Raw genomic sequence first — 15,678 nt, 5'->3', positions numbered from 1 at the left:
ACAAGGATAAAAGCATGTTGCATACTCAGTCTGACGTGGTATTTGTCAGAGGCTTGACGGTAGATGCCGTCATCGGTGTCTATGAATGGGAGCGCGCTATCACCCAGCCGCTGCAGATCGATATCGTGCTTGAGACGGATATCAGTGCTGCTGCCGCCTCAGATGATGTACAGGATGCGCTAAATTATAAGGCGGTTTGTGATGATGTCAGCGAGTGGTGCCAAGCCATTCAAGCAAAGCTACTTGAGCATCTGGCTGAGCAAATTGCAGATAAACTGCTTGCCAAATACGCTTGTCATAAAATCACGCTGAGCATGGCTAAGCCGACGGCAATCAAACACGCAGACGCCGTTGGGGTGCAAATCACCCGATCTACAAAAGCCAGTCATAGCGAGCAGCCTGCCAGTCAAAGTCATGATGCATAAGACGCCTAAAATTTTTAAGATGTATGAGAAGCATAAAGGTCTGGCTGGTTTAAATCTTGCGGGCCTAGAGATACATACGCCTGAACAGCTGCAAGCGTACGAGGTGACAGCAGTGGTACTGGCTTTGGGTAGTAACTATCACGCTGACTACTATTTGCCTGATGCGCGTGAAAAACTGGCCACATTTGGCCGTATGCAGCTCTCTACGTCTTTTCAAAACCCTGACTTTACCGCGACTCAAGAGCAGCCAAAGCCTGACTATACCAATCAGTGTGCGTATTTATCTCTGGATACGGCGATGAGTTTGCAGGAGCTGCAGCAGGCTTTTAAGCTCATTGAAAGTGATTGCCATCGGCAGCGTTTCATAGAAGCGCAAACATCTATAAAGCAAGTCACCATGGATATTGACATTTTACTTATACAAACTGGACTTAACCAAAATAGCCTAAGCAATAAATCGATATCTACAAAAATAGTAGAGTATTCAGAACAATGGATAATAATGGCGGATCGTTATCCATTCAAAGCACACGAAACAGCAGGGGTTGAAGAATTGATTTCAAAGAGCGGTTTTATCGGTTAAAAGGCTTTAAAACTTTTCCAAGCACCAAAATCCGTCCTACGGGCATTCATTTTTCTTGTGTGCTGTGCCAACGCCGCTCAATGCGGCGCAAAATACATACCAGTAGCACGTGATATCAGTTGTGCCAGTTTTATGTGCGATTGACTATATTAAAAGAGTATCAGAGGCTACGGTAAGCTATTAGGACTTGTTTTTTTCGTCAGTCAGCTCTTCCATGTCAGAGCGCCCGATCACATCTAAATCTTCTAAGCAAAGCTTGTCATACTTCTTTTTGCAAAAATCAGGATCAATCTCACACATGGCAGTTTGCAGCTGATCTAGGCGATTTTCTGACTGCTGAATATGCTCAAGCATTTTTGCAAACGCTTCGGCGACTGGGTCTTGAGAAGAGGGGTCGATACCATAAGCTTGAAAAGTAGTGCGGCGCTTGGCCTTGGCCGCTGTGCTTTGCGCTTGGTCTTTGCCGGTGTCGCCTTCGTCTGCTTGGGCTACTTTCTCTTGTTGTTTGGCGTCTTGGACTTTGGTGGCGATGGGGTTGCCTTTTTCATCGTGATGATCGGATATCATGCGCGCCGCGCTGCCGACCATGGTAGCGCCAGCTGGCACAGGTTTGACCACCACCGCATTTGAGCCGATTTTGGCATTTTTACCGACAGTAAATGGCCCCAAAACTTTTGCGCCAGCGCCTACAATCACGCCGTCTTCTAACGTTGGATGGCGTTTGCCGTTATTCCATGAGACGCCGCCGAGAGTGACGCCGTGGTATAAGGTGACATCGTTGCCAATCTCTGCAGTTTCACCGATGACCACGCCGACACCGTGGTCGATAAAAAACCGCTTACCGATTTTGGCTGCAGGGTGAATCTCGATACCAGTGACGATACGCGAGCCGTAAGAGATCACGCGGGCGGCCAGTTTTTGTTCGTGATTCCAGAGATAATGAGCGCCGCGATGCAAGATAAGCGCATGAATACCAGGATAGGTAAGAATGACCTCTAGACTGTTGCGAGCGGCAGGATCACGGTTGAATACCGCATCGACATCTTCTTTTAGGTCTTTTTTGATGCTGGCAAGCGAATTGAGCAATTTGGCTGGCAATGACATAAAGTGTCCTATTTGTTGATCGGTCTGTTGGTCCGTCTATTGGTTGGTAAAGTATGGCGGTGTGGTCATTATTGGGTGCTAATCCTGATGCTTATTCTATTCTATATACTTATTTCTATGTATAGTCGATTCTAAATAAAATAGATACATTATATTCAACGTGGGACTAGGGCGTGTCCCTATTTTAAAAATGGTGATAAAAATGAGATAAATCGCAGGCAAACAAGGAAAATAGCGCAGGTAATATCAAGATATTGGCCAGCTATTTGACACCGTTTGCCAAAGATTTAGCCATTTTTAGCCCATTTAGTCATAAACGCTTGAATTAGGGACACGCCCTAGTATAAATTTTCCTTGCGTGCTGTGCCTGCGCTGCTCGATGCTGCGTAAAATTTATCCCAGTCCCACTGCATCGTTTTTATACTGAACTCACTATACTTACAATCTGAGCCATCCAATATAACACGCTCTAATAATAGCAGGCTATCGCTGGCCGACCAAACCCAAAAAATCTGTACTGGTGGCTTTTATTATGATGATTGGGGTCTATCTTTTAAAAGCTTGGCGATAAGTGCGCTTAACAGCTGATACTCTTTTTGATCCAGCTGTAAGCGTGAGCCGAGCCGCGATAGCCGTGCTGGCAAAGATTTTAGATGTGCGCTGTCTGCCAAACCCTGCTGCACCAACAGCGCTGTCATGCGTTCGGTCAACTGCTGTTGCTGCTGCTGAGTGATGGCCGGCTCATCCCACTGTTGGCGTAACGTCATGTCAATCGTCGAGCGTGCTGCGGCTTTATCAGAGTCAGCATCAGCCTCTGGGCTCGTCGCTGTCTGAGTGTGGGTTTGCGCATAAGCAAAGATAAAACTGGCAATCACTTGTACCGCTGAGGCGACATTAAGTACCGGATAGGCAGGGTTGGCATCGATTTGGATATGGTAATCGGCATAGGCCAGCTCTTCATTGGTCAAACCACGGTCTTCGCGGCCAAACAATATCGCGATATTTGGTTTGCGGGTGCCAGCAGTATTATTCTGTGCGCTCTCGGCCGTGGTCTGAGGCTGATAGATGGATTGACTATCGATAAAATCAAAAATGATTTTGGCCGCCTGTGTGGGCGTGACGACAGGGCGCGGCATATGACGACTGCGACTGCTAGCTGCAAATACCAGCTGACAATCAGCGATCGCCGACTCTAGCGTTGGGGCAATCACAGCCGCTGACAGCAGCTCATGCCCACCTGCAGCGTGCGATACACTGGTCTCATCGATAGGTCGTTTGGGGTCGACGACCGTCAAGCGTGACAATCCCATCGTATGCATGGCCCGTGCCGCTGAGCCGATATTGGCAGGCAAGGTGGTATTGACCATGACGACCTGAATACAAGATAAGTAGTCGTCTACGCTCGTTGCTGGATGGTTGATTGGCATAGATGATGGCGACGTTGTCACTGATAAAGGGCTTTGGCTCATTTATTGCTCCATGCGCTGTTTGATGGTTTGCTCAGCGCATTGTAGCGCCGCTGCGATATCCTCAATCAGCGCCGCCTGCTCATTGATACGCTGCTCACGGCACCGCTCTTGGAGTTGACTACTAAGACGCATCAGCTGAGTCGTCCCCAGATTAGCACTGGCGCCTTTTAGGGCATGGGCAATCTCAAAACCATTGGCATTATCGTTTTGTTGTTGCGCGATGCGTAGGCTTTGGATGCGCTGCTGGCTGTCAGTGAGATACACTTGAATCAAATCGGCAAAGTCCTCTTCGAGCAAGTCACGCATGTCTTCAAATTGCTCATCATTGAGGATCTCTACAGTTTGGTCGGCGGTATTATTATGTGGGTTCTCATCCATGGTATTAGGTCCAATATTGTCAGTTAAATCAGTTAAATCTCAAGCAATAAAACGGCTATCGTCAAGGGATAGAGCAGACATCGCTATAGGATGCCACGGCTAAAAGCCCAGCGTCAGCTATAGTGAAAATGTAAGTTGTCCTCATTCACCATGCTTTTTAGTTGTTGCAAGTTGTCATCATTTGGATAGATGCGCCAATGCTCAGAGAGTCCCACATTGGCGATACCATACGCTTCATAAATGCTCAGGCCAAGCGGCAGACAGTTATCATGAATGGAGGCGTCAGTGTTACTCAGCGCATTATTACTATAAGGGCTGCCATTTTGCAGCGCGTCTTGTTGCATGTCATGCTCTAGCGCTAATAAGTCATTGCCATCCTCATCATATAAGCTCCCACCCATCGCAGGATCATAGCTGCCATTGAAGGTCGCATCGTCTGGCTCATCTTGCTGGGTCAAGCTAGGCGCGGGGATGATATCCGCTTGGGCGGACTTGAGTAGCGGCTGTAGGCTTGAGAGTAGGCGCGTGTCACTGCCGTGGATTTTGATACTGATTTTTTTGAGCCAACGCAGACGCGCATCTACCATACTCATGGCGTTATCTAGACGGGCAAACAATCGCCCGTCACGCTCCCGGATGCTGCCTTTGATAATGACCACTTCATCCACCTTCAACTGGTCTTTGACGCGATTGAAACGCTCAGCATAGCAGCTGACCTCTAATCGTGAGGTGCCATCATCTAAGGTAATGACATTTCGATTGCCAAAGTTGGCAATATCGATAATAAGGCCGGCAAAGTAGCAGCTGCCGTTATAGCCTGTGTCTGTGAGCTTATCGAGACGAGCGCCAGAGGTGTAGCGTTTTAGCTCATCCAAGTACTCATTGATCGGGTGCCCAGTTAGGTATAGCCCTAATGTGTTTTTTTCTGCTTTGAGGCGGTGCTTGTCACCCCAGATCAGCTCTGGCGTCATTTTGAGTGGTGGGGCGGCGACCACACCGTCCATCTCGCCAAACAAGTCCATCATGCCAAGCTCATTGTTTTGGCGGTCTTGCTCCGCGGCTTGTACTGCGCTTGGCAGCTGACTCATCAGCGCGCCGCGAATCTCGTAGGCGGCGTCACTTGGTAAGTCTGGTCGCAACGTCGCGGCAAAGTCATCAAAACAGCCAGCACTGACCAATGCCTCAAGCGTGCGCTTATTGACTTTTTTGATATCAACGCGGCGGCAAAAGTCATATAAGTCTTTAAACGGCCCACCGCGGCGGCGCGCATCGACGATAGACTCCACCGCACCTTCACCCACGCCTTTAATCGCGCCTAAACCATAAATAATATTGGTCGGCGTATCAGCGACAAAGTGCCACTCACTGCGGTTGACCGATGGATTGTCTACAGTTAATCCAAAGTTTTCACGGCAGTCATTGATAAAGAACACCACGTTGTCGGTGTTGTTCATATCGGATGTCAGTACCGCGGCCATAAATTCGGCAGGGTAGTACTGTTTGAGATAAGCGGTCTGATAAGCAAGGACGCCATAAGCAGCAGAATGCGAGCGGTTGAAGCCATAACCGGCAAATTTTTCCATCAAGTCAAAGACGCCGCCTGACGTTGCTTCATCGATGCCTTGCGCGGTGGCACCCGTGACAAAAATATCACGCTGTTTGGCCATCTCTTCAGGTTTTTTCTTACCCATAGCGCGGCGTAGCATGTCCGCGCCGCCGAGACTGTAACCGGCCATTACCTGCGAGATCTGCATTACTTGCTCTTGATAGACAATAACGCCGTTGGTGTTTTGCAAAATTGGCTCGAGGTTGGGATGGTCATAAATGACCTCTTCGCGGCCGTGCTTACGGTCGATATACATCTCTACCATACCGGCATCGAGTGGCCCTGGGCGGTAGAGGGCACACATGGCGATGACGTCTTCGATGTTGGTCGGTTGCAGTTTGGCCAAGTATTTTTTCATACCCATACTCTCTAGCTGAAAGACGGCGGTGGTCTTTGCTTCTTGCAAGAGTTTGTAGGTTTTTTTGTCATCTAACGGTAAATCTTCTAGTACCAGCGCGTCTTTGCCTTCGCGTGCGCGGCGTTGGTTGATGTTTTCTACCGCAGCATTAATGACGGTTAAGTTACGCAAGCCCAAAAAGTCAAATTTTACTAGACCGACATCTTCGACATCGTCTTTATCAAACTGGCTAACGCGATGACCCTCATCGTCACAGTAAATGGCGCTAAAGTCAGTGATTTTATGCGGGGCTATGAGGACACCACCGGCGTGCTTGCCGACGTTGCGGCACACGCCCTCTAATTTGACCGCCATCTCCCAAATCTCGATGGCATCTTCATAATCCATGTTATCAGGATTGGAGATTAAGTCTTTGAGCTGCGGTTCTTGCTCGAGTGCTTGAGACAAGGTGATGCCAGGTGTTTTCGGAATCAATTTAGAGATTTTATTGGCCAAAAAGTATGACTTGCTTTGTACCCGCGCCACATCACGCACCACCGCTTTTGCCGCCATGGTACCAAAGGTGATGATTTGTGAGACCGCTTCACGGCCGTAAGTTTGCGCCACATAATCGATGACACGGTCGCGACCTTCGATACAAAAGTCAATATCGAAATCGGGCATAGAGACACGTTCAGGGTTTAAGAAGCGCTCGAATAATAGGTCGTAATGAATGGGGTCGAGATCGGTAATGTTGAGCGCATACGCAACCAAAGAGCCGGCACCAGAGCCGCGACCTGGCCCCACAGGGACGCCATTGGCCTTGGCCCAGCGGATAAAGTCCATAACGATTAAGAAGTAACCGGGGAACCCCATAGACAAAATAATATCGAGCTCATACTCTAGGCGCTCATCGTACTGCTTACGAAAGTCGCTCCAGCTCTCGTCACGCGCTTCCACAGGAAAGAGCTTGTCCAATCGGTGATTAAGACCGCGCTGTGATTCTGCCCGAAAAAAAGACTCAATGGTCTCGCCTTCTGGCACAGGAAAGTCAGGCAACACGTTGATGCCTAGCGTTAGTGTCACATTACAGCGGGTGGCTAGGCGGATGGTATTGTCGACCACCTGCGGAATATCGGCAAACAGTTGCGCCATTTGGTCTTGGGTTTTTAGATACTGCTCATCTGAATACAAGCGCGGACGGTTAGGGTCAGCCAGTACGTACGAGCCTGCGATACAGACGCGGGCTTCGTGAGCATCGAAGTCCTCTTGCTCCAAAAACCGCACGTCATTGTGGGCGATAATGGGCAGTTGATGCTTGGCACCAGCGTGGATAGCCGCTTTGATAAAAGCGTCTTCGCCTGAGCGGTTGGTGCGCTTGATCGCAAAGTACAAGCGATCAGCAAAATGCGCCTGCCATTCTGTGATCAGCACGTCGGCATTTTCTGGCATAGAGCTGACTAGCGCATGACCGACGTCTGATTTTTCGCCAAACAAGACAATAACGCCCGCTGCGTGCTCTAAGATATGACGGCGCTTGATGACAGGGGTGCCGTGATTGTCAGGGTCGGCGCGGCCTTCGGTAAAGCCAAGCGAAACAATACGGGTGATATTTTGATAGCCTTCGTTGTCCATGGCCAGCAGCGTTAGCCTAGTGTCTTCATCGTCCATGATAACTTCACTGCCGATGATGGGCTTGATGCCAGCGCCAAGACAAGCGCGATAAAACTTCACCGTCGCGTACAGATTGGAGAGGTCGGTCAACGCCAGCGCACGCTGATTGTCAGCTGCCGCCGCTTTAATAAGCGGCTTGATGCGCACGATAGAATCAGTGATGGAATATTCGCTGTGAATGCCAAGGTGTACAAATGCCATAGAGGACTCTTATTGGTGCGGTCAATAACAATAGGTTTTATTAGCGGGTTTTGCGTGGTTTACATGGGAAGTTTAGGCCGTAAAAGCCTTTGTCGCAAATGCTCAATTGAGCAGGACATCATAGCATTATTTGCTGTTGACAGCTATAGCTTCGGTGGTTGCCATAAGAAACAGCCTGTCTTTGCTGGCAGGTGCTGATATGAAAAAAGCCTTTTATACTATGCTGATATAAAAGGCTTTGAGAGGAAGTAAAACGAGGTTTTTTACCAATACTTAACGCTTACCGTACTTATCACTATACTCTATCCAGAAATCTGCGTTTTCGATACCTACTTTTCTAGGATCAAACATTGGATCAAGTCCTAATTTTTTCTGTTCATCGTAGTCTTTTAGAACTTTTAATGCGGTTTTGCTAAGCAGTAGGATAGCAATGAAGTTTAAGTAACACATACTACCGAAGCCAATATCACCAAGTGCCCACATCATGCCGATTGATTGCACACTACCAGCAAAGCAGATGATCAAAAATACAACTTTTAGTATTGGCTTTAATACAGGATAACGCAGCTTGCTATCCAAAAATACCAAGGTAGTTTCGGCGATATAGTAATAAGCTATCAAGCAGGTAAAAGCAAATAGGAAGATAGCAATGGCCACAAAGCCACTGCCATATTGGCTAAATACGGTTGATACCGCCGCTTGTGTAAATGCGGTACCAGCGGCCACACCTGGCATGTTTTCAACCAATGTCATGCCCTCTGCCGGAATGACATTGTACATACCTGTAGATAAGATCATCAGTGCGGTCGCAGTACAGACGAGAACGGTGTCAATATAAATCGAAAAGCCCTGCACCAAACCTTGCTTGGCAGGGTGTGATACTTCAGCAGCAGCGGAGCTAAAAGTCGCCTCGCCAGCACCGGCGACGTTGGAGAATACCGCGCGGCGTACGCCCCAAGAAATAGCAGTACCAACGATGCCGCCAAAGACAGCGTCCATTCCAAAGGCGCTCTTGAAGATAAGGGCAAACATGGCAGGTATGTTGGATGCATTAAAGGCTAAGACGATGACCATCATTAAAATATAACCAATCGCCATAAAAGGTACAATAGTACCAGCAAAGCTGGCAATACGTTTTACACCACCAAATATAATAATGGCCAATAGCGCCACAATGATTATACCAGTCACCGAAGAGGGGATATTAAAAGCGGTCTGAAAGGAGTCAGCGATGGTATTGGCTTGAACGCCGGGAACCAATACGCCATAAGACAGACAAGTAACGGCAGCAACGACAATGGCAAAAGGCTTCATCTTAAGGCCGCGCTCAATATAAAATGGCGAACCACCACGGTACTGACCATCTACATCGTCTTTGTATACCTGCGCAAGAGTGGATTCAATAAAGGCACTTGCACCGCCCAGCAGCCCCATCACAATCATCCAAAATACAGCTCCAGGTCCGCCAGCTGCGATGGCTGTGGCAACCCCGGCAATGTTACCAACACCAATACGACCCGACAACGCCATACAAAAGGCTTGGAATGAGCTAATACCTCTATGTGAATTTTGCTTGTCAAATAATAACTTGATCATCTCTTTAAAATGGCGGAACTGTACACCGCGGGTCATAATTGTAAAATAAATACCGACACCGAGTGCCAAATAAACTAACGCATCACTCCAAATATAGCCGACTATGGCGTTAATAATTGCTTCCATGACCTTACTTCCTTGTAAGTTTGACTAAAGAATTCAACTGTTTTGATATGAAATACGGTCACATTAAGCGCGTTAATATGACCGTACGTGTTGCGAATCTCTATTAATTGACCACCCAAATAGTCTTAGTCTGTGTGTATTGCTCTAACGCTTCTAGACCGTTATCACGTCCGCCGAATCCTGACTGTTTATAGCCGCCAAATGGCGTGGTGATATCGCCTTCTGAAAAGCCATTGATAGAGACAGTGCCCGCTTTGATGGCTGAAGCGACTCGATACGCGCGCTTGATGTTTTGAGTATAAAATGACGCCGCCAAACCATAGCTAGACTGATTGGCAAGACTAATGGCTTCTTCTTCAGTCTCGAAGCTAGTGACGGCAAGGATGGGACCAAATACCTCTTCATTAAACAAAGTCATGTCGGGACTGACATTGTCAAAAATAGTAGGCTCGACATACCAACCGCTGCCCAATTCTGAATGGATATTGCCTCCTGCAACAAGCGTTGCGCCTTCATCTTTGGTGGTTTGTAGATAATGACTCACCTTGTCGAAATGTGCTTTTTCGATCATCGGGCCAATGGCAGTGCTTGGATCATAAGGTGAGCCAACTTTCCAGTCTTTTAGACCTTCTTTAAGTTTTTCAAGTAAAGCTGCTTTTTGGCTACTGTGTACGATCAAACGTGAGCCGCAGCTACAGTTTTCACTCATGTTCCAAAACGCTGCAGACAAGATGTCGTTGATGGCAGCGTCATCAAGTACGGCGTCATCAAAGACGACTTGCGGGCTCTTGCCGCCGCACTCTAAGACGATTTCCTTTAAGTTGCTTTGTGCCGCGTATTGTAAGAACAGACGTCCGACTTCTGTTGATCCAGTGAATGACACCATGTCGACATCCATATGCTGACCGAGTGCTGCACCGACATTTTCCCCAAGACCACAGACCAGCTGTAAGGCTTCTTTTGGCACGCCAGCTTCGTAGGCGAGTTCGGTTAAACGGTAGGCGGATAGGGAGGTCAGCTCAGCGGGTTTGACAATAACGGAGTTGCCTGAAATGAGAGCAGGGGCGACTTTCCAAGCGTACATTTGGGCTGGAAAGTTCCAAGGTAACACCGCACCGACGACGCCAATAGGCTCTTGTACGATGAGAGCTAAAGCGGCGCTGCCAGTTGGAGCGACTTTACCGAAAACCTTATCAGCGGCTTCGGCGTACCATTCAAAAGTCTCAATGGTCGCTGGGATGTCGGTATTTAGGCATTCGGTAATGGGTTTGCCCGCATCCACACAATCTAATGCTGCAAGTTCCTCGCTATGTTCGTGCATGAGCGCACACCAGCGCTGCATGATGGCTTTACGTCCAGCTGGTGCTAGACGGCGCCATTCACCATTCTCAAAGCTATCGCGTGCGACCTTGACGGCAATGTCAACATCATCGGCGTTACCTGAGGCGATTTGACCGATGACGCTGTTATCAATAGGCGTGTAATTGTCTAAGGTCTCTGTTGATAGATTTTCGGCGGCGATTAAGTGACCCGCCCATAGTTTTTGTTGTTTTGCTTGCTCGAATACTTGCTCTTTAGTGATTTGTTCTTTAGTGCTCATTTTTTAATCCTTGTCTGCTAAGTTTGATGCCGTCAGTTTAACTACGGCATCAAATTTAGCGTTGGTTATCCTTAACAGTCCTTTTACTAAGCTGAGTGCTATTTAGACAGCAATGCTAAAAACTCTGATTTTTCATCTGCTGGCATGTCCGTGAGTGGTACGCGAACTGAGCCAACATCCATAGTGCCGTTTAAGCATCCCGCTTTGGCCTTTTGGTTGTAGTTGCCAGACTCCATAGAATGAATGGCAGGATAAATCTCACTCATGATTTGCTTAGCTTTATCCCAGTCGCCTTGCTGGGTGGCCTCAAACAGAGCGACTTGTTCGGCTGGAAAAACGTTTGCTGCGCCTGCGATCCAGCTTTTTGCGCCCCAAAAGAAGAAGTCAACGGGTTGATCATCGCAGCCACAGACCACTTCAAAGTCATCAAAATCAGCTTGTAGCATACGTAGCGCATGGCTAAAGTCGCCGCTACTTTCTTTTATGCCGACGATGTTAGGGTGCTTGGCTAGATGAGCAACCGTGTCAAATTCAATGGCAACGCCGACGCGATCCGGGAAGTTGTACATGATGATTGGCAGCTCGCTGGCATCGGCTACTTTTTCAAAGTGAGCGATGATGCCATCTTGCTCAGGTAAGCTATAAGGGGTGGCAGACAGCATAAGCCCGTCATAACCTAAGGTTTTTGCTTGTGCGGCAAGCTCAATAGAATGATCGGTTGATAAGCTGTTAATACCAGCGATAAGGGTCACTTTATTTTTTGCAGCTTCAGCAATAGTGGTCAATACCAACTCACGCTCAGCTGCCGAAAACGTGTAGTATTCACCGGTAGTGCCGCAAGCGACGATACCAGCAACGCCTTTATCGATAAAGGCTTCGACCAGTGCCGTTAGTTTTTGCGCATCAACGTTACCGTTATTGTCAAATGGGGTAACGATTGGGACTAAGATTCCATTAATATTCATAAGTCTTTCCTTGTTAGTAGTGATTTAAATAATGGTGATTCAATATTGAATCGGTTGGTTTTTTGCTTACTACATGGCAGTCATAAACTGCTTATTTGAAACGGTTAAGTCGATATGGTTTTGGATCTATCACAGGCGGCTCATCAAAATATAGCTCCGCGACCATGCGTGCGCTGACGACAGCTTGCGTTAGGCCCAAATGTTGATGCCCGAAGTTTAAAAACACCTTGTCAACCCTATCTATGATGGGTAGTGAATCCGCTGTTGAAGGTCGAAAACCCATCCAAGGCACACTGTCTGCTGCATTTAATGGTGCTTTTAACATGGGCTGCGCTTGTTGCAATAACATGTGAGCTCGCCTCATATTTGCTGGCGCGTCAAGTCCTGCATATTCCACAGTGCCAGCCAAACGCAAGCCTTCTTGCATCGGTGTCATAATAAAGCGCCGATCCATACTGGATACGGGTATCTGCAAACGCTGCGGCTCATGCGGTAGCATTAGATGATAGCCACGCTCGGTATCTAACGGTACCGTCACACCAGTGAGTTTCCTCGCCAATGTTTTTGAATGAGCACCGGCAGATAGCATGACCTTAGATGCTGTCATATCGCCTTGACTGGTGGTTAGATGAATACCGTCTGGATGCACGGCTGCATCCAGTACACGGCAATGTTCAATCGTATGACCCCCTAATTGTCTAAAGGTACTGTGAAGCTGTTTCATGACGGATTTTAGATTGGTGATGTGACCGGTATTTGGAAAGAACAACGCCGCCAACTGGTTATCTTGTAAGGCAGGCTCACGCGCCAACAGCTCTTTTTGACTGAGTAACTCATTTGCCACACCAATCTCGTTAAGACGGTTGCCATGTGCGGTTAATAACGCCACGCTAACGGGTTTTTCAACCGTTAATAATGAGCCTTTAATATGTACCCAATCGTTTAGTTGCCACTGATTAGCAAAATCCTGCCAAGTTTTAATGCTGCTCTGATTAAGGGTCAGTAATGCCTGATGAATGCGCTCAAATGGCTCAGGGCGCATGTTCATGAGCAATTGCATTGCCCAAGGCATTAAGCGCGGCAGATAGCGCCAGTCTATACGTAATGGCCCTGTTGGGTTAAAGAGCATGGCTGGGATATGGCGAAGCATACTTGCATCGGCAATCGGAAAAACCTGCTCGGCAGCCAAATGACCTGCATTGCCAAAGGATGCGCCTTGACCGACTTCATTGGCGTCGAGTAGTGCGACCTTGATGCCTCGCGCTTGTAACGTCACCGCAGTCGCAAGACCGATAATGCCGCCACCAATAATATGAATGTCGAAGTGTGAGGTGCTCATAGGATCTCTCGATAATACTCATGCATAAACATTGGCTGACCAATTTATTGCTATCTGTGGTTTCGCATATGCTTAATAGTTTTTTAGCAATTGCTTAATAATTACATAACAAGTGTTTAGCAAGAAATGCCCCATTTGAATGGGTCGTCTTCTTGTACAATCAGTGTGGTCTCGGCGCAGACATGGGCATGACCACAGATGGTTGGGATAATCGTGTGCTCAGGGTAGGCTGTAGACTCTGTATTGTTGAGATCAATGGCATATTGGTAGCTGCCGGTAAATACGCTGCCAACAACACTTTGTTGGCGCCAGATTTGACCAGGCGCTAACAGGTCGTCAGCAGCAAGGCAGGCCAGTTTGGCACTGGTGCCGGTACCGCAAGGTGAGCGGTCGTACGCCGCACCTGGGCATAGGACGAAGTTTTTACTATCTGCTTGAGCATCATTGCTATCGGCAAACAGCTCAATATGGTCAATCTCGCCGCCGTTTTCGCCAGCGATGTTAGCAGTGATTAATGCTTGCTTAATTTGCATGGTTACTTGAGTCAGTTTTTCGACATTATTTGCTTGAATGTCTTGTCCATGCTCACTGACTAAAAAGAACCAGTTGCCACCCCAAGCGATATCGCCACGGATAAGGCCTAATTCAGAAACTTGAACCTCAACTTGTTTTTTATAACGATAAGAAGGGACGTTTTGGATGCTACAGCTGCCATCATCATGCAAGGTTGTTTTGATTAAACCCACCGGGGTCTCAAACCAATGTGTGCCAGTCGTGATTTTTTGTTGATAAGCCAGCGATGCGACGACACCAATCGTGCCGTGCCCGCACATACCTAAATAACCAGCATTGTTGAAAAAGATAATGCCCGCTGTGGCTTTAGGATCAGTTGCAGGAAGGACTAGTGCACCGACAAGGACATCATTGCCGCGGGGCTCTAGAATGATACTTTGGCGCAGATGGTCAAAGTTTTGTTTGAAATAATGCAGCTTATCTTGCATGGTCTCACCGACCAGCTCAGGAAAGCCGTCATAGACCATACGAGTAGGCTCACCGCCAGTATGTGAGTCGATAATTTTAAAGTTAAATAATATAGAAGACATGACGGGTACCCTAATTCATCCTTGAAAAAGTTACATTCCATTGTTGTGCAATAGAGCTAATGCAAGCATAGCTTGCAGTCATCCATTAATCCGCAATTGCTAAGGTCTATATATAGAATGGACGTTTTTGAATGGAGCGTCTTGCTGTTTTTTCATGGATAAATGCGTATTTCTGCATAGTATTCAGGTGTACACTAGTAAGGTTGTAATATATTTTTGGAGTAAATAAGACATGACTTTTTTTCATAAATATAGTCAGTGGATGCTGTTATATAAGCTTTGTGTCATAGAATATGAGAGTGATGCGTATAGAGTTTTTTAACGTTTAATATGTTTATTCAGCTTGATAGAACAAGGAAGCGCTATGCTTGATGAAGTAAATGAAAACACTGAACTTGTGATGTCACTACAAGAGAGTATTACGTATTATTATCCAGAAAGTATGGATGAATTTGTTGGGAATATATCGCTATTGCTGCCTTTGATTGACAATTTCACCAAGATTGTCTTTTTTGTAAAAGATGAGCAGGCGCGCTACCAGCTGGCAAACAGAACGCTGTTAAAACGTTGTCAGTTGAATAAGCATGCAGACATTATAGGCTTCACCACAGAAGAGGTGTTTTCACATCATCAGGGCAAAGACTATATGGTGCAAGATATGAAGGTATTGCGCGAGGGAAAGTCGATTGTCGACAACTTAGAGCTGCACAGTTATGCGTCTGGTCAATTAGGGTGGTGTATTACCAATAAGCTGCCTATTTATAATAAGAGTCAACAAGTGGTGGCGATGATTGGGATATCAGTCGATATTGATGAAGATAATGAGCGCGTTTTACGTAAACACGCTCGCTTGGCAGAAGTTGCTCAGTTTGTACGAGCTAACCTCGATCAAAAAATTAATGTGGCTCAGCTAGCGGAACTGGCTAATTTGAGCGTGTCGCAGCTAGAGCGAACGTTTAAGGCAGTGCTCAGTATGTCACCGCTGCAGTTTGTACAAAAGCTACGCTTGGAGTATGCGGTGAAGTTATTGGCTAATCCTGAAATGTCAGTGACTCAGATATCATTGCACTGCGGCTACAGCGATCACAGTGCTTTTAGCCGCCAGTTTAAGCAGTTCACAGGCATATCGCCTACTCAGTTCCGCCACGCGTATTTGACACCAAAAGTTTAAC

At 47.2% G+C, this 15,678-nt stretch carries 12 protein-coding genes; 3 read left to right on the top strand and 9 right to left on the bottom strand.

Annotated features, from left to right (window positions below):
• Nucleotides 1-14: 14 nt before the first annotated feature.
• Both folB and JMX98_RS06625 read left to right on the top strand, forming a co-directional pair.
• A complete protein-coding gene (gene folB, locus JMX98_RS06630; RefSeq protein ID WP_201585434.1) occupies nucleotides 15-425 on the top strand; it encodes a dihydroneopterin aldolase in 411 nt (136 codons plus the stop codon).
• Between the two features lie 19 nt (nucleotides 426-444).
• Nucleotides 445-1,008 carry a 2-amino-4-hydroxy-6-hydroxymethyldihydropteridine diphosphokinase gene (locus JMX98_RS06625; RefSeq protein WP_201585433.1) on the top strand — a complete coding sequence of 188 codons (564 nt, stop codon included), beginning with the start codon at nucleotides 445-447 and terminating at the stop codon, nucleotides 1,006-1,008.
• Between the two features lie 180 nt (nucleotides 1,009-1,188).
• On the opposite strand, the gene cysE is transcribed toward JMX98_RS06625, so the two are convergent.
• From cysE to JMX98_RS06580, 9 genes are all read right to left on the bottom strand, one after another.
• Nucleotides 1,189-2,112, bottom strand: coding sequence for a serine O-acetyltransferase (gene cysE / locus JMX98_RS06620; RefSeq protein ID WP_201585432.1), 924 nt, complete (start codon nucleotides 2,110-2,112; stop codon nucleotides 1,189-1,191).
• A gap of 530 nt (nucleotides 2,113-2,642) precedes the next feature.
• Nucleotides 2,643-3,539 (bottom strand): RNA methyltransferase, encoded by an 897-nt coding sequence (locus JMX98_RS06615; RefSeq protein ID WP_265089354.1) that lies wholly within the window; start codon nucleotides 3,537-3,539, stop codon nucleotides 2,643-2,645.
• A gap of 42 nt (nucleotides 3,540-3,581) precedes the next feature.
• Nucleotides 3,582-3,959, bottom strand: coding sequence for an Hpt domain-containing protein (locus JMX98_RS06610; protein ID WP_201585430.1), 378 nt, complete (start codon nucleotides 3,957-3,959; stop codon nucleotides 3,582-3,584).
• A gap of 113 nt (nucleotides 3,960-4,072) precedes the next feature.
• Nucleotides 4,073-7,777: a DNA polymerase III subunit alpha gene (gene dnaE / locus JMX98_RS06605; RefSeq protein ID WP_201585428.1), complete on the bottom strand. Its 3,705-nt coding sequence runs from the start codon at nucleotides 7,775-7,777 to the stop codon at nucleotides 4,073-4,075.
• A 273-nt stretch (nucleotides 7,778-8,050) separates the two neighbouring features.
• Nucleotides 8,051-9,499: an alanine/glycine:cation symporter family protein gene (locus tag JMX98_RS06600; RefSeq protein ID WP_201585425.1), complete on the bottom strand. Its 1,449-nt coding sequence runs from the start codon at nucleotides 9,497-9,499 to the stop codon at nucleotides 8,051-8,053.
• Nucleotides 9,500-9,602: 103 nt separating this feature from the next.
• Nucleotides 9,603-11,099: an aldehyde dehydrogenase gene (locus tag JMX98_RS06595; protein ID WP_201585423.1), complete on the bottom strand. Its 1,497-nt coding sequence runs from the start codon at nucleotides 11,097-11,099 to the stop codon at nucleotides 9,603-9,605.
• 98 nt (nucleotides 11,100-11,197) lie between these two features.
• A complete protein-coding gene (gene dapA, locus JMX98_RS06590) occupies nucleotides 11,198-12,064 on the bottom strand; it encodes a 4-hydroxy-tetrahydrodipicolinate synthase (protein WP_201585421.1) in 867 nt (288 codons plus the stop codon).
• A gap of 91 nt (nucleotides 12,065-12,155) precedes the next feature.
• Nucleotides 12,156-13,403, bottom strand: a complete 1,248-nt coding sequence (locus tag JMX98_RS06585) for an NAD(P)/FAD-dependent oxidoreductase (protein ID WP_201585419.1) — start codon at nucleotides 13,401-13,403, stop codon at nucleotides 12,156-12,158.
• A gap of 116 nt (nucleotides 13,404-13,519) precedes the next feature.
• Entirely contained in the window at nucleotides 13,520-14,506 is a 987-nt protein-coding gene (locus JMX98_RS06580; protein WP_201585417.1) for a proline racemase family protein, read from the bottom strand.
• 364 nt (nucleotides 14,507-14,870) lie between these two features.
• On the opposite strand from JMX98_RS06580, the gene JMX98_RS06575 reads away from it, so the two are divergent.
• Complete coding sequence (locus JMX98_RS06575; protein WP_201585415.1) at nucleotides 14,871-15,677, top strand: AraC family transcriptional regulator; 807 nt, start codon at nucleotides 14,871-14,873, stop codon at nucleotides 15,675-15,677.
• Nucleotide 15,678 lies beyond the last annotated feature (1 nt).

The organism is Psychrobacter sp. HII-4 (assembly GCF_904846595.1).
GTDB lineage: Bacteria > Pseudomonadota > Gammaproteobacteria > Pseudomonadales > Moraxellaceae > Psychrobacter > Psychrobacter celer.
This window is presented reverse-complemented; position numbering and strand designations above follow the sequence as displayed.

What these genes read in the sequence shown, in the direction of transcription:
- JMX98_RS06610 (WP_201585430.1), bottom strand. Translation starts at nt 3,959, where the DNA reads ATGGATGAGAACCCACATAATAATACCGCCGACCAAACTGTAGAGATC.
- JMX98_RS06585 (WP_201585419.1), bottom strand. Translation starts at nt 13,403, where the DNA reads ATGAGCACCTCACACTTCGACATTCATATTATTGGTGGCGGCATTATC.
- JMX98_RS06575 (WP_201585415.1), top strand. Translation starts at nt 14,871, where the DNA reads ATGCTTGATGAAGTAAATGAAAACACTGAACTTGTGATGTCACTACAA.
- JMX98_RS06580 (WP_201585417.1), bottom strand. Translation starts at nt 14,506, where the DNA reads ATGTCTTCTATATTATTTAACTTTAAAATTATCGACTCACATACTGGC.
- JMX98_RS06595 (WP_201585423.1), bottom strand. Translation starts at nt 11,099, where the DNA reads ATGAGCACTAAAGAACAAATCACTAAAGAGCAAGTATTCGAGCAAGCA.
- cysE (WP_201585432.1), bottom strand. Translation starts at nt 2,112, where the DNA reads ATGTCATTGCCAGCCAAATTGCTCAATTCGCTTGCCAGCATCAAAAAA.
- folB (WP_201585434.1), top strand. Translation starts at nt 15, where the DNA reads ATGTTGCATACTCAGTCTGACGTGGTATTTGTCAGAGGCTTGACGGTA.
- JMX98_RS06615 (WP_265089354.1), bottom strand. Translation starts at nt 3,539, where the DNA reads ATGCCAATCAACCATCCAGCAACGAGCGTAGACGACTACTTATCTTGT.
- JMX98_RS06600 (WP_201585425.1), bottom strand. Translation starts at nt 9,499, where the DNA reads ATGGAAGCAATTATTAACGCCATAGTCGGCTATATTTGGAGTGATGCG.
- dapA (WP_201585421.1), bottom strand. Translation starts at nt 12,064, where the DNA reads ATGAATATTAATGGAATCTTAGTCCCAATCGTTACCCCATTTGACAAT.
- JMX98_RS06625 (WP_201585433.1), top strand. Translation starts at nt 445, where the DNA reads ATGTATGAGAAGCATAAAGGTCTGGCTGGTTTAAATCTTGCGGGCCTA.
- dnaE (WP_201585428.1), bottom strand. Translation starts at nt 7,777, where the DNA reads ATGGCATTTGTACACCTTGGCATTCACAGCGAATATTCCATCACTGAT.